The organism is Arthrobacter sp. NPDC058288, from assembly GCF_042880995.1.
Classification (GTDB): Bacteria; Actinomycetota; Actinomycetes; order Actinomycetales; family Micrococcaceae; genus Arthrobacter.
Genome location: NZ_JBHVYH010000005.1, coordinates 246,763 through 267,323 on the forward strand (window position 1 = coordinate 246,763; position 20,561 = coordinate 267,323).

General features: G+C 65.8%; 18 protein-coding genes and 1 pseudogene. 8 read left to right on the top strand and 11 right to left on the bottom strand.

The window, feature by feature from the left end:
* Positions 1 to 3: 3 nt before the first annotated feature.
* The 6 genes from ACFVWT_RS15190 to glyA all read right to left on the bottom strand — a co-directional run bounded on the left by ACFVWT_RS15190 (position 4) and on the right by glyA (position 5,742).
* Positions 4 to 567: a hypothetical protein gene (locus ACFVWT_RS15190; RefSeq protein ID WP_390249151.1), complete on the bottom strand. Its 564-nt coding sequence runs from the start codon at positions 565 to 567 to the stop codon at positions 4 to 6.
* Between the two features lie 58 nt (positions 568 to 625).
* The gene (locus ACFVWT_RS15195; RefSeq protein WP_390249154.1) at positions 626 to 1,474 is read right to left on the bottom strand and encodes an ABC transporter permease; all 849 of its coding nucleotides are present in this window, start codon (positions 1,472 to 1,474) and stop codon (positions 626 to 628) included.
* The gene (locus ACFVWT_RS15200; protein WP_390249156.1) at positions 1,471 to 2,355 is read right to left on the bottom strand and encodes an ABC transporter permease; all 885 of its coding nucleotides are present in this window, start codon (positions 2,353 to 2,355) and stop codon (positions 1,471 to 1,473) included. Before ACFVWT_RS15200 ends, ACFVWT_RS15195 begins: the two co-directional genes overlap by 4 nt.
* Entirely contained in the window at positions 2,348 to 3,271 is a 924-nt protein-coding gene (locus ACFVWT_RS15205) for an ABC transporter ATP-binding protein (RefSeq protein WP_390249281.1), read from the bottom strand. The genes ACFVWT_RS15200 and ACFVWT_RS15205 overlap by 8 nt, the downstream gene beginning before the upstream one ends.
* A 246-nt stretch (positions 3,272 to 3,517) precedes the next feature.
* On the bottom strand, positions 3,518 to 4,426 hold the full coding sequence (locus ACFVWT_RS15210; protein WP_390249158.1) for a bifunctional methylenetetrahydrofolate dehydrogenase/methenyltetrahydrofolate cyclohydrolase: 909 nt from the start codon (positions 4,424 to 4,426) through the stop codon (positions 3,518 to 3,520).
* An 8-nt stretch (positions 4,427 to 4,434) separates the two neighbouring features.
* A complete protein-coding gene (gene glyA / locus ACFVWT_RS15215; RefSeq protein ID WP_390249160.1) occupies positions 4,435 to 5,742 on the bottom strand; it encodes a serine hydroxymethyltransferase in 1,308 nt (435 codons plus the stop codon).
* A 291-nt stretch (positions 5,743 to 6,033) separates the two neighbouring features.
* Between glyA and purU the strand changes: the two genes are divergently transcribed.
* Together purU and ACFVWT_RS15225 are read left to right on the top strand one after the other, a co-directional pair.
* Positions 6,034 to 6,894, top strand: coding sequence for a formyltetrahydrofolate deformylase (gene purU, locus ACFVWT_RS15220; protein ID WP_390249162.1), 861 nt, complete (start codon positions 6,034 to 6,036; stop codon positions 6,892 to 6,894).
* A gap of 12 nt (positions 6,895 to 6,906) precedes the next feature.
* Entirely contained in the window at positions 6,907 to 7,596 is a 690-nt protein-coding gene (locus ACFVWT_RS15225) for a class I SAM-dependent methyltransferase (RefSeq protein ID WP_390249164.1), read from the top strand.
* Positions 7,597 to 7,665: 69 nt separating this feature from the next.
* Here the strand turns inward: ACFVWT_RS15225 and ACFVWT_RS15230 are convergent, their stop codons facing one another.
* A complete protein-coding gene (locus tag ACFVWT_RS15230) occupies positions 7,666 to 8,010 on the bottom strand; it encodes a DUF2231 domain-containing protein (protein WP_390249166.1) in 345 nt (114 codons plus the stop codon).
* 15 nt (positions 8,011 to 8,025) lie between these two features.
* On the opposite strand from ACFVWT_RS15230, the gene ACFVWT_RS15235 reads away from it, so the two are divergent.
* On the top strand, positions 8,026 to 8,247 hold the full coding sequence (locus tag ACFVWT_RS15235; RefSeq protein ID WP_390249168.1) for a hypothetical protein: 222 nt from the start codon (positions 8,026 to 8,028) through the stop codon (positions 8,245 to 8,247).
* 164 nt (positions 8,248 to 8,411) lie between these two features.
* Positions 8,412 to 8,933: a gamma carbonic anhydrase family protein gene (locus ACFVWT_RS15240; RefSeq protein ID WP_209746676.1), complete on the top strand. Its 522-nt coding sequence runs from the start codon at positions 8,412 to 8,414 to the stop codon at positions 8,931 to 8,933.
* On the opposite strand, the gene ACFVWT_RS15245 is transcribed toward ACFVWT_RS15240, so the two are convergent.
* Positions 8,930 to 10,660, bottom strand: a complete 1,731-nt coding sequence (locus tag ACFVWT_RS15245) for a flavin monoamine oxidase family protein (protein ID WP_390249170.1) — start codon at positions 10,658 to 10,660, stop codon at positions 8,930 to 8,932. The genes ACFVWT_RS15240 and ACFVWT_RS15245 overlap by 4 nt on opposite strands.
* Complete coding sequence (locus ACFVWT_RS15250) at positions 10,657 to 12,192, bottom strand: amino acid permease (protein ID WP_390249172.1); 1,536 nt, start codon at positions 12,190 to 12,192, stop codon at positions 10,657 to 10,659. The genes ACFVWT_RS15245 and ACFVWT_RS15250 overlap by 4 nt, the downstream gene beginning before the upstream one ends.
* A gap of 102 nt (positions 12,193 to 12,294) precedes the next feature.
* Here ACFVWT_RS15250 and alr point away from each other — a divergent pair, with 102 nt between their 5' ends.
* The gene (gene alr, locus ACFVWT_RS15255) at positions 12,295 to 13,503 is read left to right on the top strand and encodes an alanine racemase (protein ID WP_390249174.1); all 1,209 of its coding nucleotides are present in this window, start codon (positions 12,295 to 12,297) and stop codon (positions 13,501 to 13,503) included.
* Entirely contained in the window at positions 13,490 to 15,184 is a 1,695-nt protein-coding gene (locus ACFVWT_RS15260) for a PucR family transcriptional regulator ligand-binding domain-containing protein (RefSeq protein WP_390249176.1), read from the top strand. Before alr ends, ACFVWT_RS15260 begins: the two co-directional genes overlap by 14 nt.
* Here the strand turns inward: ACFVWT_RS15260 and ACFVWT_RS15265 are convergent.
* Together ACFVWT_RS15265 and ACFVWT_RS15270 are read right to left on the bottom strand one after the other, a co-directional pair.
* Positions 15,169 to 15,960: pseudogene (locus ACFVWT_RS15265) on the bottom strand (nitrilase-related carbon-nitrogen hydrolase); the annotation flags it as partial. The gene ACFVWT_RS15260 and the pseudogene ACFVWT_RS15265 sit on opposite strands and share 16 nt — an antisense overlap.
* Positions 15,961 to 16,102: 142 nt before the next feature.
* On the bottom strand, positions 16,103 to 17,509 hold the full coding sequence (locus ACFVWT_RS15270; protein WP_390249178.1) for a polysaccharide deacetylase family protein: 1,407 nt from the start codon (positions 17,507 to 17,509) through the stop codon (positions 16,103 to 16,105).
* 169 nt (positions 17,510 to 17,678) lie between these two features.
* Between ACFVWT_RS15270 and ACFVWT_RS15275 the strand changes: the two genes are divergently transcribed.
* Together ACFVWT_RS15275 and mmsA are read left to right on the top strand one after the other, a co-directional pair.
* On the top strand, positions 17,679 to 18,869 hold the full coding sequence (locus tag ACFVWT_RS15275) for an ROK family transcriptional regulator (RefSeq protein ID WP_011690966.1): 1,191 nt from the start codon (positions 17,679 to 17,681) through the stop codon (positions 18,867 to 18,869).
* A gap of 131 nt (positions 18,870 to 19,000) precedes the next feature.
* Positions 19,001 to 20,560, top strand: a complete 1,560-nt coding sequence (mmsA, locus tag ACFVWT_RS15280) for a multiple monosaccharide ABC transporter ATP-binding protein (protein ID WP_390249181.1) — start codon at positions 19,001 to 19,003, stop codon at positions 20,558 to 20,560.
* Position 20,561 lies beyond the last annotated feature (1 nt).

Sequence of the window (20,561 nt, forward strand, 5' to 3'; positions counted from 1 at the left end):
ACTCTAGTCGATGATGGTTCCGCTGACAGGCTCGTCAGCACCACCGGAGGACTTGATCATGTCCCTGGCATTGGTGGCCGTAATTTCGATGGTTTCCAGCGCGCGGCGGATGGTGTCCTGGTCCGCGCCGGACTCCTTGGCCCGTTCCTGCTCGACTACGCGCACCTGAACCTGGACGATCTTGAAGGAATGGTCCAGCTTCATGTCACGGACCTCTTCGGATTCACTGCGGGACCGGACCAGGCGCGTGCCGCCGTGGTCGGCACTGCCCGAGGACGGCGCGCGGCCAGTGGCGGCGTTGAAGGCGTTCTGCGCCTCGTTCAGCTTGGCGGTCGCCTTCTTGGCCGCCTTCTGGATACTGAAGACGACGAACGCTGCCAGCGCGAGCCAGAAACCGGCAATGACCGCCACAACCCAACCGACGACGTCGTTCTGGTTGGCGGCGAAGATGACGGCGACAACGAAGGCCACAACAAACACCATCATTCCCGGGCCGCTGATTCGCAGCATGGAGAACCCGCCCTTGGCCGGGTTGGACGCAGAGTGAGGGTTACCCAAAGTTCGCATGGGTCCATTGTCTCAAACCCCGGAGCACGAAAAAGGACGCTTCCACCCCGGGCGAACGTTACTTCAGGAACAGCTTGCGAAGGCGCCCGGCCGTCAGCATGACACCCAGTACGATCATCACCAGGTAGTACCCGATGTGGATGGCGGTTGCCGGGGTGAATATCCCCACGCTGATCTGCCGAAGCAGCTCAACGCCGTGCCACAGTGGCATGGCCTGGATCAGCCACTGGATGTACTGCGGGTACACGCTCAGCGGGTAGAAGGTAGCGCTGAAGAGGAACATCGGCAACATCACGAAGTTGATCCAGTCCATCTGCTGGAAGGTCTTCATGAAGCTGGTGATTCCCATGCCGAAGCTGGCGAAACCGAAGGCGATCAGCACTGACGCGGGAATCATCAGGATGGCCCACGGTGTGGTGATCAGGCCCATGACGCCCATGACGGCGGTGAACCCGGTGGCGTACAGCAGGCCCCGCAACAAAGCCAGGAAGATCTCCCCCATCGCCACGTCCAGCGGGCCCAGCGAGGTGTAGAGCATGCCCTGGTACAACTTGGCGAAGTTCATCTTGAAGAAGACATTCCACGTGGAGTCATACACGGCGCCGTTCATTGCGGACACCGCCAGGAGCGCAGGTGCAATGTAGGCGGCGTAGCTGATTTCCTGGCCGCCGGGCCCCTGGACGGCCCCCACGATGGCGCCCAGACCCACCCCCATGGAGATCAGGTACAGCACCGGCTCGAAGAAGCCGGAGAGCATCACCATCCAGTTGCTGCTCTTGGTGGCCATCAGGCCCCGGGCTATGACGGCCTTGACGTTGCGCGAGTACAACGGCCCGAAATGGCGGTTCCGCGCCGCCTCGGCGACGCTGTGGCTTCCCGGGTCGCGACTTTCAGCCAGGATGCTCATTGCCCCAGCCTCCTGACGAACTGGCGTTTGGTGAGCATCCATCCCGCGACGGCGAGGCCCACCAGGAAGACGAGGTGCAGGATGGTGAGCAGCGGTGGTTCCTCATAGCCGTAGCTGAAGACGCGGCCCAGTTCGGTGCCGTGCCAGATCGGGGATATCCAGCCGATCCACCGCACCGCGAGGGGCAGGGTGTCGAGCGGGAAGAAGGTTCCGGAAAAGAGGAACAACGGTGTCACGATAAACCTCATCACCATGGCGAACTGGCCTTTGTCCTCCTTGATGGAGGCGGCATAGGCCATCAGCGGCAGGCCGAAGGAGAGCCCTGCCAGGGTGGCGACCAGGATGGATACCCAGCCCCAGCCGCTGGGTGAGGCACCGAAGAGCGCCACCACCACGAAGTAAATGGCGGACTGCAGCAGGAACCGCAGGGTCACGGCCATGATGTGGCCGGACGCGATCTGCTCAGGCGTGAGCGGGGAGGCATGCGGCCCGTAGTAGACGCGCCGCCATTTGAAGCCGTCCATGACCGGGAACGTGAATTCGTTGGCGGCCGTCATGACCGCCGCGGAGATCAACAGCGCAGGGGCGATGAATGCCAGGTAGCTGACCCCGCCGAACGCGGCAGCGCTGCTGGTATCCACGAGCGTGGCCAGGCCTACCCCCATGGCGAACAGATAGGCCACGGGCTGGCCCACGCCGTACATCACGATGGTCCAGCCGTAGCCCTTCATGACGCGGAGGACCTGCTCGGCGTAGTAGAAGGATCCCCAGCGGCGGGCCCGGGCAGCTGACTCGGCCGGCGAATGGGCGCGCAGCGCGGCAGGTCCGGCAGCTCCACGGCCTCCGGCGTCTGCCACGGAAGGCGCGGCGTGCTCAGTCAACGAGGCTCCTACCGGTGAGGCGGAGGAAGACATCCTCCAAAGATGACCGCCGCACCAGCGACGTGAGCGGACGCAGGCCGCGCGCGGACACCTGCTCCAGCGCCGCCTCGCCGTCGTGCGCGTAGATCAGTACTCGGTCCGGTAGCGTCTCCAGCCGTTCTCCGATTCCCTCGAGTTCAGCACCGATCGTGGCATTCCGTTCCGAACCGAAGCGCAGTTCCAGGACTTCCCGGGTGGAATATTCACGGATCAGGCTCGACGGCGAGCCCTCCGCCATGATGCGTCCCTTGTCCACCACGATAAGGCGGTCGCACAGCTGTTCGGCCTCGTCCATATAGTGCGTGGTGAGGATGAGCGTGACTCCCTGTTCCTTGAGCCGGAAGAGCCTGTCCCAAAGGATGTGCCGGGCCTGCGGGTCCAGACCGGTGGTGGGCTCGTCCAGCAGCAGGATCCGCGGTTCGTTGATCAGCGCGCGCGCAATGGTCAGCCGCCGTTTCATGCCTCCGGAGAGGGCGTCTACCTTGGATTTTGCCTTGTCCGTGAGCTGGGCAAACTCCAGCAGTTCATCTGCCTTGGGCCTCAGGTAGCTCATGGGCAGTCCGAAGTAACGGCCGTAGACCAGCAGGTTGTCGCGGACCTTGAGCTCTTCGTCGAGGTTGTCCTGCTGAGGCACAACGCCAAGGTGTGCGCGGACTTCCGGGCCGTGGCTTTCCGGATCCAGCCCCATGATGGAGAGGTTTCCGGAGGTGCGTTGGGAAACCCCGCCGATCATCTTCATGGTGGTGGACTTGCCTGCCCCGTTGGGGCCAAGCAGTCCGAAGGCCTCGCCGGCTGGAACGCTGAACGAGATGCCGTCGACGGCGGTGACGTCGCCGTACGTCTTGGTGAGGTTTTCGGCGGTGATGACGTACTGCATCTGGTCGCCCCGGTGCTGGCTGCGGGATTGTTTGTTGGATAGTTCTTCGTTGGACACAAGTTCAGGCACCCACACAACGTTAGTACGCACGTTCGAACAAAGAAAGAGTTGGATCTCAAAAAATCCATTCGATGTGGATTGCCGCGCGCGTCCCCGGGTAGTGCCGCGAGGCCTCCCCTTAAAGCCTGCAGGGCGCCTGCTCCCTGGGGAGCAGGCGCCCTGCAGCGTTCCTTCAAGATGGCAGGCCTAGGCGGTGGCGGCGCTTTCCGCTGCCAGTTTGCGTTCCGCGGCTTCGACCACGTTGGTCATCAGCAGCGCCACGGTCATGGGACCGACGCCGCCGGGGTTCGGCGAAATCCAGCCCGCTACCTCGGCAGCTGCGGGATCGATGTCTCCGTGGACCTTGCTCTTGCCCGTCTCAGGATCCGTCTCGCGGGTGACACCGACGTCGAGCAGGGCCGCACCCGGTTTGACGTCCGCAGCCTTGACGATGTGCTTGGCACCCGCCGCGCCCACAATGACGTCCGCCTGCCGCAGGAGCTCCGAGAGGTTCTCGGTGCCTGTGTGTGTCAGGGTCACAGTGGCGTTCACAGACCGCCGGGTGAGCAGCAGCCCGATCGTGCGGCCGATCGTGACACCGCGGCCGACCACAACGACGTGCTTGCCTGAGAGGCTGTAACCATTGCGCTCCAGGAGCTCGATGACGCCGCGGGGCGTGCACGGCAGCGGCGAGGTGATCTCGCCGCTGACATTGAGCACCAGCCGGCCAAGGTTGGTCGGGTGCAGTCCGTCGGCATCCTTGGCGGGGTCAATCCGTTCAAGGATGGCGTCGGTGTCCAGGTGCTTGGGCAGCGGCAGCTGCACGATGTAGCCGTGGCAGGTAGGGTCCGCATTGAGTTCGTCAATGAGGGCCTCAACCTGGGCCTGGGTGGCATCCGCCGGAAGCTCACGCTGGATCGAGTTCATCCCGATCTCTACGGACTGCTTGTGCTTCATGGACACGTACAGCTGCGAGGCAGGGTCCGCGCCCACGAGCACGGTGGCAATGCCCGGAGTGACGCCCTTGGCCTTGAGTGCGGCCACGCGTTCGGTCAGCTCGGACTTGATGGCGGCAGCTGCGGCCTTTCCGTCAAGTATTTTCGCGGTCTGCGCCATGGACGGGGTCACCACTGCTCGTGCTGCGGGTACAGCGGGAAGTCGGCGGCGAGCTTGTCGACACGGGCCTGGAGGGCCTCCACGTCGGTGGCGGAGCCGGCCTTCAGGGCGGTGGCGATGATCTCCGCAACCTCGGTGAATTCCGCGGCGCCGAAGCCGCGCGTGGCCAGGGCGGGAGTTCCGATGCGCAGGCCGGAGGTGACCATCGGCGGGCGGGGATCGAACGGAACGGCGTTGCGGTTCACGGTGATGCCCACCGAGTGCAGGAGGTCCTCCGCCTGCTGGCCGTCCAGCTGCGAGTTGCGCAGGTCTACCAGAACCAGGTGCACGTCGGTGCCGCCGGTGAGCACGGACACCCCGGCCTCGGCAACGTCAGCCTGGTTCAGGCGGTCGGCGATGATCTTGGCGCCTTCGAGGACGCGCTCCTGGCGTTCCTTGAATTCAGCGGTGCCGGCGATCTTGAAGGCAACGGCCTTGGCTGCGATGACGTGCATGAGCGGTCCGCCCTGCTGGCCCGGGAACACGTTGGAGTTGAGCTTCTTTGCCCATTCCTGCTTGGCCAGGATCACACCGGAACGGGGACCCGCGAGGGTCTTGTGCACGGTGGAGGTGACGACGTCGGAGTGCGGCACCGGGCTGGGGTGCAGGCCTGCGGCAACAAGGCCTGCGAAGTGGGCCATGTCGGTCCAGAGGAGTGCACCGACTTCATCGGCGATGGAGCGGAAGGCTGCGAAGTCAAGGTGGCGCGGGTAGGCGGACCAGCCGGCGATGATGACCTGCGGCTTCTCGGCAATGGCCTGTTCACGGAGCTTGTCCATGTCGACGCGGAAGTTGTCCTGTTCCACCTGGTAGGCGGCGACTTGGTAGAGCTTGCCGGAGAAGTTGAGCTTCATGCCGTGCGTCAGGTGGCCGCCGTGGGCCAGGGAGAGGCCCAGGATCTTGTCGCCGGGAGTGATCATGGCGGAGAGCGCTGCTGCGTTGGCCTGCGCACCGGAGTGCGGCTGGACGTTGGCGTACTCGGCCCCAAACAGGTCCTTGACGCGGTCGATCGCCAGCTGCTCGGCGATGTCTACGTATTCGCAGCCGCCGTAGTAGCGGCGGCCCGGATAGCCTTCGGCGTACTTATTGGTCAGGACGGAGCCCTGGGCTTCCATGACAGCGCGCGGGGCGAAGTTTTCGGAGGCGATCATTTCCAGGGTGCCGCGCTGGCGGCCAAGCTCCTGGTCAAGTACGGCGGCGATCTCGGGGTCGAGCTCGGCCAGCGGCAGGTTACTGACGGTCGAGGAAGTGCTGACGGAAGTCGGTGAAGTGGTCACGAAGAACTCCTGGCTAGGGATGGGCGCTGCTAAGGTCAGGCTACCGGCTGTGACGCGGCTCCGCCCCTTGGTTACGGGCAAGGCAACGCCAGGGTGTGGCAGCGATTAAACTGCCGTCCGGCAAAACATGACCCTCGGCCCAGGCGTACGATCCGTGGTCTTCGTCAGTGCCGCTCCCTGATGGTTAGCCATCCAACGCCAGTTGCGACCGGTTAAGACTATCAAAACCCTTCCGGATTCCGTCGGAATCCCGTTGAGGGCGCTGCCTCCGGCGCGGGTAGGCTGTTCTTCGTGACTGAAGACCAGCTTTCCTCCGCCTACGTACTGACCCTCTCCTGCCCTGACCGGCCCGGCATCGTGCATGCCGTAGCGGGCGCACTGCTTGTGGCCGGCTGCAACATTACGGACTCGCAGCAGTACGGCAGCCAGACCACCGGAACGTTTTTCATGCGGGTGGAGGTCACCACTGCGGCTTCGCAGTCAGACGTCTATGCTGCGCTGGAGCCGGTGGCTGTGGCCTTCGGCATGCAGTGGAGCCTGAACCCCGCGGGCCGGAAGGTCCGCACGCTGTTGATGGCAAGCAAGTCGGCCCACTGCCTCAACGATCTCCTGTTCCTCCAGCGCTCCGGCACGCTGCCCATCGAAATTCCCGCCATCGTGTCCAACCACAAGGACCTGGCCGGGCTGGCGGAGTTTTACGGCATTCCGTTCCACTACATTCCGGTCACTGCGGACACCAAGGTCCAGGCAGAGGACCAGCTGCGCAAGATCATTGCGGAGCAGGACATCGAGCTGACCGTCCTGGCCCGCTACATGCAGATCCTGTCCAACGAGCTCTGCACGGAGCTCACCGGCAAGGCCATCAACATCCATCACTCGTTCCTGCCGTCCTTTAAAGGTGCGAAGCCGTACCACCAGGCCCATGCCCGCGGCGTGAAGCTCATCGGCGCCACGGCGCACTACGTCACGGCTGCGCTGGACGAGGGGCCCATCATCGAGCAGGAAGTCATCCGCGTGGACCACCGCCGCACGGCAGAACAGTTTGTGCAGATGGGCCGGGACGTGGAAGGCCGCACCCTGGCCCAGGCCGTCCAATGGCACGCCGAGCACCGGGTGCTGCTGGACGGAAACCGCACGGTCGTCTTCAACTAGGCCGGGCAGGACGTGACGCCGGCCAGCGAGGACCCCGCGGCGCAGCACCATAGCGGGGAGGACCGGCTGGCCGCGTTCTACAACCAGCGCGCCGTCCTTCAGCCGGAGCACCCGCTGACACCCCAGCGGGTGCAGCAGCGGGAGCGGTTCATTGCGCGGCTGAAGGCCGAAGGCAGGCACGCCGTACTGGAGATCGGTTCCGGTCCGGGGATCGATGGGCTGAACTTCGTCCGGTCCGGGATCCACTACACGGGCGTGGACATCTCCGAAGAGCAGGTGCGCATCGCGAAGGCCAAGGGACTGAATGTCTCGGTCGCGAGCACGCGGAACCTGCCCTTCGCCGACGGCGTCTTCCCGGCGGTGTGGACCATGAGCACCCTGTTGCATATCCCCAACACGGACATCAACGACGTCGTCCGCGAACTCGTGCGGGTGGCCGCGCCGGGGGCGCCGATCGCCGTCGGGCTCTGGTCCGGGGACGACGAAGAGGTGATCAACCCCGAAGACGAGATCCAGCCGCCGCGGTTCTTCAGCCGGCGCAGTGACGCGGCGCTCCGGCGGATCTTCGGCCGGCACGGCGAGATCGAGGAATTCGTCACGTGGCCGGAGGGCACGGGGGCGGAATCCGGGCCAGGTGCCGGCCACTGGACGCAGCACTACCAGTTCCTGCTTCTGCGCACTCCCCCGCCCCAACCCAAGTAGCTGGCAGTTAACGTCGCGAAATCCGCGAATGACGACGTTAAATGCGAGTCAGTTGGGGAAAGCGCGGGCTTAGGTTCCCCGGCGCGCACTACCCATATATCCGCCCAGGAAGGCGCCCGCCATCACCACGAGCGCCCCGAACCTCGCCAGCCCGACGCCGAGCCTGCGCTTGCCCCGGAGCCGGGCAGCCCAGGATCCGGCGAAGATCAGCACGGCCGCGGCGTTCAAGCCTGCATGGACGATGCCCACCCGCTGCGTTCCCCGGCCGGCCAACGCCCACTCGGCCCATCCTGACAGCGCGGTGGGCACGGCTGAGATGACGCCGAGGCCCATCAGGCGGGTTGCCGCCCGCTGGGTCCCTTCATCCGGGTACAGGTCCAGGAACATGGCCATGAACCATGCGCCGAAAGGCACGTCTGTGAGGATGCCGTGCAGTGGTATTCCGGTTGCATCGCCGTGGAGGAGGCCGCGGACTCGCTCGTTCTGGACCAGGCGGCCGGCCTTCGGCTCGGCAACCCGGACGGCCGGGTCAAGGGCCTCCAGCTGCTCAATCCGCCGCATCACACGGCGGAACCGGCCGGCCCCGCCCCCTCCGGTCTTCCGCAGGTGAAGTCCTTGCAACTGCAGTCCGTGAAGGTCCAAACCCCGTAGTTCCATGGCCCAATGGTAGTGAGACGCGGCAGCGGCGTCACTAGGCACGAAGTCCGTTGGCACACCGGCAACTGGCTGGTCCGGCCCGGGAGTTTTTGTCCAGATAATCGCCTCAAACGACCCTTTTGGTCCCGCCATCTGGACAAAACTCCTAGGCTGGGCTCATGGCTCCTCTATATCCCTTCGCCGGCACCAGCCCGGATGTCCACCCTTCCGTATTCGTCGCCCCCAGCGCATCAGTGATCGGCAACGCCACCCTTGCCGAGGACGCCAGCGCGTTCTACGGCGTCTCGGTGCGCGCGGACACCGCCGCCATCACCGTGGGCGCGGGCAGCAACCTGCAGGACAACGTGGTGCTGCATGCCGACCCGGGATTCCCCTGCAGCGTCGGGGCCCGCGTCAGCGTGGGGCACAGCGCCGTCGTGCACGGCTGCACCGTTGAGGATGACTGCCTCATCGGCATGAGCGCAACCATCCTGAACGGTGCGGTGATCGGCGCCGGCTCGCTGGTGGCGGCCGGCGCCGTGGTGCTCGAAGGAACCGTTATCCCGCCGCGCTCCCTCGTGGCCGGCGTCCCGGCCAAAGTCCGGCGTGAGCTCACCGATGAGGAGTTCGACGGCGTGAAGCGCAACGCCGCGCACTACCGCGAACTCGCGCAGGCGCACCGGGAGCTCCACGCCGGCTAGTCCAGGCTTATCGGCCCCAGCGCGTCCAGCAGCTCCCCCGGCCCCGGGTTCCCGGCCGCTGACCGGCCGCCGAGGTGGTTCACCACGCCCCACACCGCATTGAGGCCCGTCGTGACGGCGCCTTCGGCCCAGCCGGCAGTGAAGGAAACGTCGTCGCCGGCCAGGAAGATTCCGCGCTGTGACTCCGGGAGCCTGTCCTGCTTGAAGTGGGTGAACAGCCGCTGCTGGTACCGGTAGTGCCCGGGCAGGTTTGCCTTGAAGGCACCCATGAAGTTGGGGTCCGCCTCCCAGGAGACCGTGATGGGCTGGCCAATGATGTGGCTGGCGATGTCCACGCCCGGGTAGATCTGCTCCAGGGAGTGCAACATCAGCTCCACCCGCTGGTCCGCGTCAAGCGCGAGCCACTTCAGGGCGTCGTCGTTCCAGGTGTAGGAAAGCAGGATCACGGCGGGCTTGTCCGGCCCGTTATCCAGCAGGTAGGTGGCCCGGTTCAGCCGGTCCGTCAGGGTCATGGACAGGACGTCGCGGCCGGTGTCCGGGTCGGTGTCCTTCCAGAACGGGCGGTCCACCATCACGAAGGTCTTGGAGGACTGCATGTAGTGCGAGCGTTCGATCGCCGTCCACAGCTCCGCCGGGAACAGTGCCTCCTCGGTGTGGATCCGGGTGGACAGCAGCCAGGACTGGCAGGTGGTGACGACCGCCGGGTAGCTCGCTTCCCGGCCCCAGCGTTCGCGGAGGCGGAGATCGCCGTTGGCGTCCCGGCTGATCCGGTCCACGGCACCGCGCGGTGAGCCTGAATGCAGTGACGCCAGCGACGTCCCTTCCGGCCAGTGCACCATGCCCGACGGCGCGTGCTGCCACAGTGCCTCGGGGAGCCGCTGCGCTCCCCCGGCAATGAGGCGGTGCTGGTCGTCGGCGTCCGTATATACAACGCGCAGGATTTCGAGGATGGAATTGGGGAAGTCGGTGTCCCAGCCGCCGGTGCCGAATCCCACCTGCCCGAACGCCTCGCGGTGCGCGAAGCCCGCTTCCTTAAAGGACTCACTGGCTGCGATGAAGCCGTAGAACGTCTGTTCGTCCATGAGGGGCAGGAGCTCGTTCCAGATCTCCTTGATCCTGGCTGTGTCCCGTGCCCGGATGGCGTCCTGCATTTCAGTGAACATGGCGCCGTCGTTCACTGCGGCCTTCCAGGCGTCGGCCACTTCACGGAAGAACGGCGGCAGGTCCGCCGGCGTGCTCGCGTAGTGCTTCTGTCCGGCCAGTTCGATGACGGTGCTGGAGGTGGCCGCGGCCAGCGGGTTCGGGAACTCCTGGGTCTGCAGGCCCAGCAGGTCCACGTAGTGGTAGAACGCCTTGCCGGACACCGGGAACCGCATGCCGCCGAGGTCAGCCACCACGCCGGGGGCTGACGGGAAGCTGGCGGTCCGCAGCCGGCCGCCGATCTGGTCGGCTTCGTACATGACCGGGCGAAGGCCCAGCTTCATCAGTTCGTAGGCCGTGACCAGGCCGGACAGGCCAGCGCCGACCACTGCCACTTCAGTCCCGTACAGCTCGGGCGGGACGGAGCCGAGGCCGTCAGGGTGGGCCAGGTAGTGGTCATAGCTGAAGGGGAAGTCCGGGTTCAGCATGGTGATGGGGGCGTCGGCTGCCCTGGCCGCTGCGGTGGCGGCTTCAGGGCCCGGGGCCGCAGCGGGATCGTTGGCCGGCAGTTCGGTGGCGATGGTCATGAAAGGTCTGCCTTCGTCGGTTCGGGGGTGGACAGGGTTGAAGCTTGGGGCCCGCTCAGTTCACGGTATTCCTCGTGGCCCAGCGCCGCCACCCTGGAGTTCTTCCGGCCGTAGCCGAAGTAGGCGGCCAGGCCCACCAGCATCCAAATGCCGAACACCGCCCAGGTGTCGGCGCCGAGGTTGGCCATCAGGTAGGCGCACATGAGGGCACCAAGGATGGGCGTCAGCGGGAACAGCGGCACGCGGAAGGTGCGCTTGAGTTCGGGACGGTTGCGGCGCAGGTAGATGACGGCCACGTTGACCAGCGCGAAGGCGAACAGCGTTCCGATGCTGGTGGCGTCCGCCAGGTCGCCAAGCGGGACCAGCCCGGCGGTGAGGGCCACGAGGACGCCCACGATCACGGTGCCTGCAACCGGAGTGCCGGTACGGGACGAGACGCGTCCAAAGATCCTCGGGATCAGCCCGTCGCGGGACATGGAGAGCAGGATGCGTGTCTGGCCGTAGAGGACGGTCAGGACGATGCTGGCGATGGCCAGTACGGCCCCGACGGCGAATACCACGGCGATCCAGGGCTGGCCGGTGGTCTCTTCGAGAATCTTGACCAGCGCGGCTTCAGTGCCATCGAACCATCCCCAGGGGCGGGCGCCGATCGCGGCGACAGCCACAAGGACGTAGATGGTGGTGACGATGACCATGGAGAGCATGATGGCGCGCGGCAGGTCCCGTTTGGGGTTGCGGGCTTCCTCACCGGCGGTGGAGGCGGCGTCAAAGCCGATGTAGGAGAAGAACACCGTGGAGGCGGCGGCGGAGACACCGGCGGCGCCCATCGGCAGGAGCGGCTCGAAGTTGCCTGCGTTGAAGGCCGTGAAGGCCACGGCGCAGAAGAAGAGGAGGATGGCCACCTTGACCACCACGATCGCGGTGTTGATCCAGGCGCTTTCCCGGGCGCCGCGGACCAGCAGGATGGTGGCCAGGACCACGATGACCATGGCCGGGATATTCATGATGCCGCCGTCGCCCGGCGGCTGCGAAACGGCGTCCGGCAGGACCTGCCCGAAGACGGCCAGGGTTTCGTTCACGTACTGGCCCGCGCCGACGGCCACAGCGGCTACCGACACCGCATACTCCAGCACCAGGCACCAACCGCAGATCCAGGCCATGCCTTCGCCCATGGTGGCGTAGGTGTAGGAGTAGCTGGATCCGGCCACCGGCACCAGGCCGGCCATCTCGGCGTAGGAGACGGCGGAGAGCAGGGCTGCCAGGCCGGCGATGGCGAACGAAATCCAGATGGCCGGACCGGCCAGCGGCACTGATTCACCGAGGATGACCAGGATGCCGGTTCCCAGCGTGGCGCCCACACTGATCATGGTCAGCTGCAGGACTCCAAAGCTGCGGACCAGCTTGGTCCCGCCGTGGCCGTTTTCAGCCTCGCTGACCATCTGGCCGATCGGCTTGCGGCGCAGCAGTTGCGCGGCAAGGCCCGGACGGCGGGCAGTTGCCGGCGGCCGGCCGGTAAGTGTAGGCACAGTCATCATTGACGTCCGTTCGTGAGTAGTTATCGGCTTTCCCCTGGACCAGCTTAGGTTTGTGAGCCACCTCTCACTGTTGTGCAAAATGCCCTATAGTGTTCTGGCATGAGACTTAATGCACACATGGAGAGCGCTCAGGATTCGACTCTCACCGGGCAGGTCAGCGTTGACCTCTCTGCCATCTCGGACAATATCCGCACCCTCCGCCAGCTGTCCGCGGCACGCCATTTCATGGCCGTGGTGAAGGGAAACGCCTACGGCCACGGACTCGTGGACGTCGCCCGGACGGCCCTCTCCGCCGGCGCGGACTGGCTGGGAACTGCCCAGCTTCATGAGGCCGTCGCACTGCGCCGGGCGGGCATCACGGCCCCGGTGTTGTCCTGGCTATACCTTGCCGCGGCTTCCAGCGGGACGATCCGGGAAGCGCTGGAGTACGACGTCGATGTCTCGCTGGGCAGCGTCGCCCAGCTCGACGTCGTGGCTGGCATCGCGCGCGGACTGGGCCGGCCCGCCGTCGTCCACCTTGAACTGGACACGGGCCTAAGCCGAGGCGGAGCGCGCGCCGAGGACTGGGCGGAGCTCGTCGCGGCGGCCCGGGCGGCGGAGCGTGACGGCACACTCTCGGTGCGGGGCATCTGGACGCATCTTGCCTGGGCCGACGTTCCCGCGCACCCGGCAAACCTGGCGGCGGTGGACGCTTTCGAAGAAGCCGTTCTCGCGGCCAGGGCAGCAGGCTTGGAACCGGAACTCCGGCACGTCTCGAGTTCGGCCAACATCCTGGACCGCCCGGAATTCGCGTTCGACATGGTGCGGGCCGGTCTGGCGTTCTACGGGCTCGCTCCGGCGGACCACCTGGCCCCGGCGGACTTCGGCCTGCGCCCCGCCCTGACCGTAACGGCGCCGGTGGTCCTGGTCAAGAAAGTGCCCGCCGGGACTGGCGTGAGCTATGAACACCAGGCCATCACGCACGAGCCACGGTACCTGGGGCTGATACCGCTGGGCTACGCGGACGGCATCCCGAAGGGCATCTCAGGCCGCAGCCTGGTCCTCGTAGGCGGCCGCCGGGTCCCGGTGATCGGCAAGGTCTGCATGGACCAGTTCATGGTGGACCTGGGCCCGGATGCCAACGGCGTGACCGTTGGTGACACAGCCGTGCTATTTGGCGATCCGCGCACCGGTGCTGCGAGCGCCGATGACTGGGGCGCGGCGATCGGCAGCCACGGCGACGAGATCATCAACCGGATCGCCCCGCGCCTGCCCCGGACCTACGAGTGCCCGGACTACCAGGATGCGGGTGCGCATGTTGGCGCCTGAGGCGGGCGCGGAGCGGTTCGGCTTCGTCACGTTGGAACAGTTCCTGCAGAAACTGCCGGCGGAGCTGAAGATACTCCACGACGGCGGCAACGGTGCCGGGATGCTCCGCTGGGTGGAACCCAGCGAACTGGAGGATCCCACGCCGTACCTGCTCGACGGTGAGTTCATCCTCACCGCCGGGCTGCCGTTCCTCGGCGAGGGCGGCAGCGCGGTGAAGGCGGATGCCTACGTGCAGCGGCTGGTCGGCGCCGGGGTGGGGGCGCTGGGGTTCGGACTGGAACCGTACTTCGATGCCGTTCCTGAAGCCGTGGTCGAAGCCTGCCGGCGCCACAACCTGACCCTCGTGGAGTTCCCCAAGACTGTTCCGTTCGCAGCGATCGGGCTGGAATTCTCGCAGTTGCTGGAGTCGGACAACGCCCGGGTGTTCCGGCAGCTGGCGGACACCAACCGGCAGCTGATGCGGGCGGTCCTCTCGGCGAGGCCGGAACACGAGCTGCTGGCGGCACTGGTGCAGCGGGTGCCGGTCTGGGCGCTGCTCGTCGGAGCTGACGGCCGCGTCCGCGCCCGGGCCGCGGGCGGCAACGGCGCGGGCACCGCCGTCGAACTGTCCGCCCTGCAGCCGCTGCTGAAACGGCTGCTGGCCGGGAGCGGCCCCCGGGTGGAGATGGAGCAGCTTGGGGAATCCGGGTCCACCGTGGTGTTCGGCCATCCGCTCCGCAGCACCCGGGACGCCAATCTCGGCGCCCTGGTCCTGGGCTCCAACGGTCCGCTCACCCCGGCGCAGAACAGCGTGGTGTCCTCCGTCGTGGGGCTGCTGGAACTGCTGGTGCGGCAGCGGACCAGCGGCTCCCTGGCACCCAGCCAGCTTGCGACGGCGCTGCTGCTGCACCCGGACAGCGTGGCCTCAGGCGGCACGAAGCACGTCAACAGCCTCAAAGACCTCCTGGCGCAGAGCATGTCCTCCACGCGCTCCGCTCCGCTGCGGGTTGTCCAGGGCGTGAAGGCGGACACTGCCGGCCCCGCGGGTGAAAGCCCTGTTCGGGAACTGCTGCAGTGGCGCCGGATGTTCGACACCAAGCTCGTGGAGATCACCGACTACGGTTTTGCCGCCATCACCCGCCTCAAGGTGGACGAGGCATTGCTCGCCGAGACGGAGGAACTGGGCTGGCGCCTGGTGATCGGCGATGCCACGGAGTTCCAAGGGCTGGCGTCCGCTTACCGGCGTGTTACCTCACTGCGGGCGCGGGTTCAGGCAACCGGGCGGAGCGCCCGGGTGGATGAGGTGACCTGGTCCGTGGCCGGACTGCTCGGCCGCGAGGCCGGGACCATGCTTGCGGCCCGGCTGCTGGACCCGGTACTCGGCCAGGAGGATCCCGAGCGGCGGGCCGGACAGCTGGCAGTGCTGCGGACCTGGCTGGGTGAGAACGGGAGCTGGGACGCGACGGCCAAAGCCATGGGCCTGCACCGCAACAGCGTCCGCCGCCAGATCAACGCCCTCGCCGAACTCTTGGACACCGACCTTAACCAGGCCCAGGTGCGCGCGGAACTCTGGTTTGCCCTTCAGTACGTGGACGAAACTCCGTCCCCGGCCGCCCCCGGCGCAGTTGGCCCGGCAGCCGCAGTTGGCCCGGCAGGCGCAACCAACCTGGCTCCCGGCAGCTCCGATTCCCATTCCCGGTAGAGGTCCGGCCGGCGCTCCCGGAGGTACGGAACCCCCTCCCTCGCGTCGCGGGCGCTTGCCGCGGACACCTCCGCAAACAGCAACTCCGGCGCCGGACCGGCAGCGGCCAGCAGGGAGCCGTCGGGGCCGGCGATGACACTGCCGCCGAGGAATTCGCAGCCGTCCTCCTCCCCTGCATGGTTTGCGTAGGCCACGGTCAACTGGCTCTCCAGCGCCCGGGCCCGCAGCAGGATCTGCGGAACGGAGTCAAACCCCGCGGCCAGGGCCGTGGGAACCAGCAGCAGCTCAGCGCCGCGGGTTGCGGCGGCACGCACCGCTTCGGGAAATTCGACGTCATAACAGATCACCATGGACGTCTTGATCCCATGGAAATTCACGACGGCGGGAGGTTCGGCCGCGGGGCTGAACGCCTTGCGCTCCTCCGCGCCGAACAGGTGCACCTTGGCGTAATTCAGCAGTTCAGCGCCATCCTGGTCCACCAGGGTGGACGTGATCTGCCACCGGCCGTCTGCCGTGACGGCGGGCAGGCTGTAAACCAGGGCGATACCGTTCCGGCGCGCGATGTCGGCCAGGTTCCGGCGAATGGACGGAAGCGCGGCCGGATCCAATCCGTCCCGGACCCGCAGGGGCGCGTAGCCCACGGGGAACAGTTCCGGGGTCAGCAACACGCGGGCGCCGGCGGCGGAAGCCGTCCGGGCGGCGTCGTTCACCGCCCCACAATTGGCTTCCACATCAAGTACGGCGGCGTTCGCCTGCAGGAGTGCCAGCAGCACCATTGCCTCCGTATTCCTCAGTCGGGACCGGCTCATTCCGGTGGCCGGTGTTCACGGCCTTACCTCCAGCGTACCGAGGCGCCGAGGACGACTTCCGGGATATTTTGACCCGCGGAAAGTCAGTGGCGGGCATTGCGCCCGGCTGTCAGGGCACCAGCGAGGAGAGGGTGGTGAATTCGTAGCCGCGCGCACGCAGGCCCTCGATGATCGACGGGAGCGCGTCGGCGTCCAGGGTTGACCCGTCGGTCGGATGGGCACCGACATGCATCAGAACAATCTCACCGGGAGTCGCTGCGGCAAGGACGCGGTCCCGCACCGACGTTACGGAGCGGCCGCCACTGGTGCCCTGCCACCCCAATGAATCGACGGTCCAGCGGAACGCCACATAACCGGCGTCGTTGACGACGGCGATATCGGCCGGGGTCCGGGCGCCGAACGGGAACCGGAACAACGGCACGGTGGCACGCCCGGCCGCTGCCGTGACCGCACTGTCCGCAGCAGTGAGTTCCGCCATTATTTGTTCGTTGGTCAAGGTGGTGAAGTCTGGATGGGTGTCGCTGTGGTTCCCTACCGGGTGCCCGCCCGCCACCATCGCCTGGACAGCCGCCGGATAGCTCCGGGCAAATGCGCCGGTGACAAAGAACGTCGCGTCCACGTCATTCCGGGCCAAGGTATCCAGGATCGACGCCACGCCGGCGTCCGAGGCTCCGGCGTCGAACGTCAGTGCCACAACCGGGCGGGTGGTTTGAATCCGCTCGAGGTCCACGCCACGCCACTGGGCCGGGACTCCCCACGTTGCAGGCACATTGACAACCAGCGGCGGCGGACTGCCGGCCGCCTGCCATTCGGCAAAGGTGATAGGCCGGTATTCCGTGGGACCCGCATACCAAATGGTGCTGCTGGAATATTCCCGGTAGAACTGGTCGCCGGTCACCCGGTTCACCACCCTCGGGGCGGGGAATGCCTGCTCACGCCACTGGTCGTAGGTGATGGGGGCTCCCTTGCCGGTGGCGAGGTCTGACATGCGGGCGATCGTGCTGGTCCATGCCAGCTTGAGGAAGCCTTCGTTATGCCGGCGATCAAACGTTTGGAATCCGGAGGCCTCCCACTCCGGGTAGCTCAGCACGTGACGGACCCCGCCGGGCTCCTCAACGAGGATTTGGGTCGAAGTGCCCCATTGGTAGAAGTAGCTTCCCCCGACGTACGGGACTATCCGCGGTACAGGCGCTCCTGCCCTTTGCCATGCCGCATAGTCGATGGCCTCCCAGAGCCACGATGCGCTGTTGGCCGGATCGAAGTAGGTCACTGCGCTGATGGTGGGGGTCCATGGATATTTCACGTAATCGGTAGGCGCCGGCCTGGGTGCGGGAAATCCGGCAGCGGCCCATTCGGCGTAGGTGATGCTACGAATTTCGGCGCCGTCGCTCACCCGATAGATGACCCCTGAATATTTCAGCAGGTAGTACCCGTCCGGTATTTGCGCTGCCGTCGCGGTGCCGGCCGCGCTGAGGCTACCGAGGATCAGTGCGACGACGGCGAGTACGGCTGTCAATAGTCTGTGAGGCTTCATGCCCAGCCCCCGATTGTGGGTGTGCCCCGAGGGGTCTTTCCCGATACTAACTCCGGAAGGGCTAACGGTCACGGGCACAAGGGCCTATTCTTGATCCTTCGTTGCGTTAACTTCTTGACTACAACGGTTCAGATGGTGCACGCTTCATTGCATGCCCTCAACACCGCGCTCAACGAGGAGCCGAACCAAGAACCCCGGTTCACAGTCCGCACTGAGGCACCTGAACCAGCAACGGATCATCGAGTGCCTGCTGAATGGACCGTCAACCCAGGCTGAACTCGCCCGGCAGACCGGCCTGTCCACGGCGACGGTCTCCAACATCGTCAAAATCATGCAGGACGCCGGACTGGCGTCCACGGAACCGATCACCAGTTCCGGCCGGCGGGCACTGAACGTCCGCCTCAACAGCAACGGCGCCGTAGCCGTTGGCATCGACTTCGGCCGCCGGCACCTCCGGGTGGTCCTCGCGACGCTCAGCTACCACATCATCGCCGAGGAATCGGTGCTGCTGCCGCTGGGCCACCATGCAGACGAAGGCATCCGCGCCGCCGTCGAACTCCTCGCCAAACTGCTGGACGAAAGCGGCGTCGAACGCAGCGCCGTGGTGGGCGCCGGCGTCGGAATCCCCGGCCCCATCGACCGCCGAACGGGCACTGTGGCGCAGGGGGCGATCCTCCCCGAATGGGTGGGCATCAACATTCTGCAACACCTCGAAGACACCCTGAATTTTCCCGTGTTTGTTGACAACGATGCCAATCTCGGCGCCCTGTCCGAGGTCACGTGGGGACCGCACAGCGGCATCAGCAACCTGATGTTCCTCAAGATCGGCTCGGGCATCGGCGCCGGGCTGATCCTCAACGGCGCCCCCTACTACGGAAATGTGGGCATCACGGGCGAAATCGGCCACGCCACCATCCATGAACACGGCCTCATCTGCCGCTGTGGAAACCGGGGGTGCCTGGAAACCATCGCCTCCACAACAACCATGATCGAACTCCTGGGCCGCGGCGAGGAGAAGCCCCTCAGCGCCGAGGACATCGTCCGCAAGGCGCTGGAACGGGACTCCGCCACCCTCCGGGTCATAGACGATGCAGGGCTGGCGGTAGGCCGCGCCCTGGGCAACGTGGCCAACCTCATCAACCCCGAGGTGATTGTGGTGGGCGGTCCGCTGGCCGGGCTCGGAGACCTGCTCCTGGACCCGATCCGGCGGGGCCTCGTTCGGCACGCCGTGCCTGTAATCGGCGAGACCACGACGCTCACCATGTCCTCGCTCGGGGACCGGGCGGAGGCCCTCGGGGCCGCCGCCCTGGTCTTCCAGCACGCGGGTATCCGGCGCTCCTGAATCTTTTCGTTATCGGCCCGTTGCGTTAAAGACTTGACGACAAGGGCTGTGATCCAGTTTACTTTTTCATCAGACGGCCCTGCGGTTTGCGGGGCGGACAACGAAGTCATGCATTGGAGGCGTAAGGGCAAATGACGTCCCAGACCACGCAAAGTGATCCGATCCTTCTCGAGATGCGGTCCATCACCAAGGAATTCCCAGGCGTTAAAGCTTTGTCCGAGGTGAGCCTACGGGTGAAGGCCGGTGAGATCCACGCCATCTGCGGTGAGAACGGCGCCGGTAAGTCCACCCTGATGAAGGTCCTCTCGGGTGTGTACCCGTACGGCAGCTACGACGGCGACATCGTGTACCAGAACGAGGTCCAGCAGTTCAAAGACATCCGTGCCAGCGAGCACGCCGGCATCGTGATCATCCACCAGGAACTCGCGCTCATCCCGGAGCTCTCCATCATGGAGAACATCTTCCTCGGCAACGAGCCCACCAAGCGCGGCATGATCGACTGGGCCGAGGCCCGGCTGCGGTCCACGGAGCTGCTGGCCCGGGTGGGCCTGCGCGAGGATCCCGATACCGCAATCAAGGAGATCGGCGTCGGCAAGCAGCAGCTCGTCGAAATCGCCAAGGCGCTGAGCAAATCCGTGAAGCTGCTCATCCTGGACGAGCCCACGGCGGCCTTGAACGAGTCCGACTCCCAGCACCTGCTGGATCTCATGCTGGGGCTCAAGGGCCGAGGCATCACGTCCATCATCATTTCCCACAAGCTCAATGAGATCGAGCAGATCGCGGACTCCATCACCATCATCCGTGACGGCAAGTCCATCGAGACCCTCGACGTGAAAGCCGACGGCGTGGACGAGGACCGCATCATCAAGGGCATGGTGGGCCGAACGCTGGAGTCACGCTTCCCGGACCACGAACCGAAGATCGGCGAAGTGTTCTTCGAGGTCAAGGACTGGAACGTCGGGCACCCGCAGATCCAGGACCGCCTCGTCTGCAAGAATTCCAACTTCTTCGTCCGCCGCGGCGAAATTGTCGGATTTGCCGGACTCATGGGCGCCGGACGCACCGAGCTGGCACGTTCGGTGTTCGGCCGTTCCTACGGCCGGTTCATTTCCGGCCACATCTACAAGGACGGCAAGGAGATCACCCTCCGCACCGTGCGGCAGGCCATCGATGCCGGGCTGGGCTACGTCACCGAGGACCGCAAGTCCCTGGGACTGAACCTCCTGGATGACATCAAAACCACCACCGTTGCGGCGAACCTGAAGAAGATCAGCAAGCACAACATCGTGGATCCCAACAAGGAATTCACCGTTGCGGAGCAGTACCGGAAGTCATTGCGCACCAAGGCGCCCTCAGTGGAAGAAGGCGTCGCCAAGCTCTCGGGCGGCAACCAGCAGAAGGTGGTGCTCGCCAAATGGATGTTCACCGACCCTGACCTGCTGATTCTTGACGAACCGACCCGCGGCATTGACGTGGGCGCCAAGTACGAGATCTACGGCATCATCCAGCAGCTGGCCAACCAGGGCAAGGGCGTGATTGTGATCTCCTCCGAATTGCCGGAACTGCTGGGACTCTCGGACCGCATCTACACCATTTTCGAAGGCGCCATCACCGGTGTCCTGAACAAGGATGAAGCCAGCCAGGAAAGCCTGATGAAGCTCATGACATCCGCCCGCAAGACCGCCGCCTGAC

What these genes read in the sequence shown, in the direction of transcription:
- ACFVWT_RS15190 (WP_390249151.1), bottom strand. Translation starts at nt 567, where the DNA reads ATGCGAACTTTGGGTAACCCTCACTCTGCGTCCAACCCGGCCAAGGGC.
- ACFVWT_RS15195 (WP_390249154.1), bottom strand. Translation starts at nt 1,474, where the DNA reads ATGAGCATCCTGGCTGAAAGTCGCGACCCGGGAAGCCACAGCGTCGCC.
- ACFVWT_RS15205 (WP_390249281.1), bottom strand. Translation starts at nt 3,271, where the DNA reads ATGCAGTACGTCATCACCGCCGAAAACCTCACCAAGACGTACGGCGAC.
- ACFVWT_RS15210 (WP_390249158.1), bottom strand. Translation starts at nt 4,426, where the DNA reads ATGGCGCAGACCGCGAAAATACTTGACGGAAAGGCCGCAGCTGCCGCC.
- ACFVWT_RS15240 (WP_209746676.1), top strand. Translation starts at nt 8,412, where the DNA reads ATGGCTCCTCTATATCCCTTCGCCGGCACCAGCCCGGATGTCCACCCT.
- ACFVWT_RS15245 (WP_390249170.1), bottom strand. Translation starts at nt 10,660, where the DNA reads ATGACCATCGCCACCGAACTGCCGGCCAACGATCCCGCTGCGGCCCCG.
- ACFVWT_RS15250 (WP_390249172.1), bottom strand. Translation starts at nt 12,192, where the DNA reads ATGACTGTGCCTACACTTACCGGCCGGCCGCCGGCAACTGCCCGCCGT.
- alr (WP_390249174.1), top strand. Translation starts at nt 12,295, where the DNA reads ATGAGACTTAATGCACACATGGAGAGCGCTCAGGATTCGACTCTCACC.
- ACFVWT_RS15260 (WP_390249176.1), top strand. Translation starts at nt 13,490, where the DNA reads ATGTTGGCGCCTGAGGCGGGCGCGGAGCGGTTCGGCTTCGTCACGTTG.
- ACFVWT_RS15275 (WP_011690966.1), top strand. Translation starts at nt 17,679, where the DNA reads ATGCCCTCAACACCGCGCTCAACGAGGAGCCGAACCAAGAACCCCGGT.
- mmsA (WP_390249181.1), top strand. Translation starts at nt 19,001, where the DNA reads ATGACGTCCCAGACCACGCAAAGTGATCCGATCCTTCTCGAGATGCGG.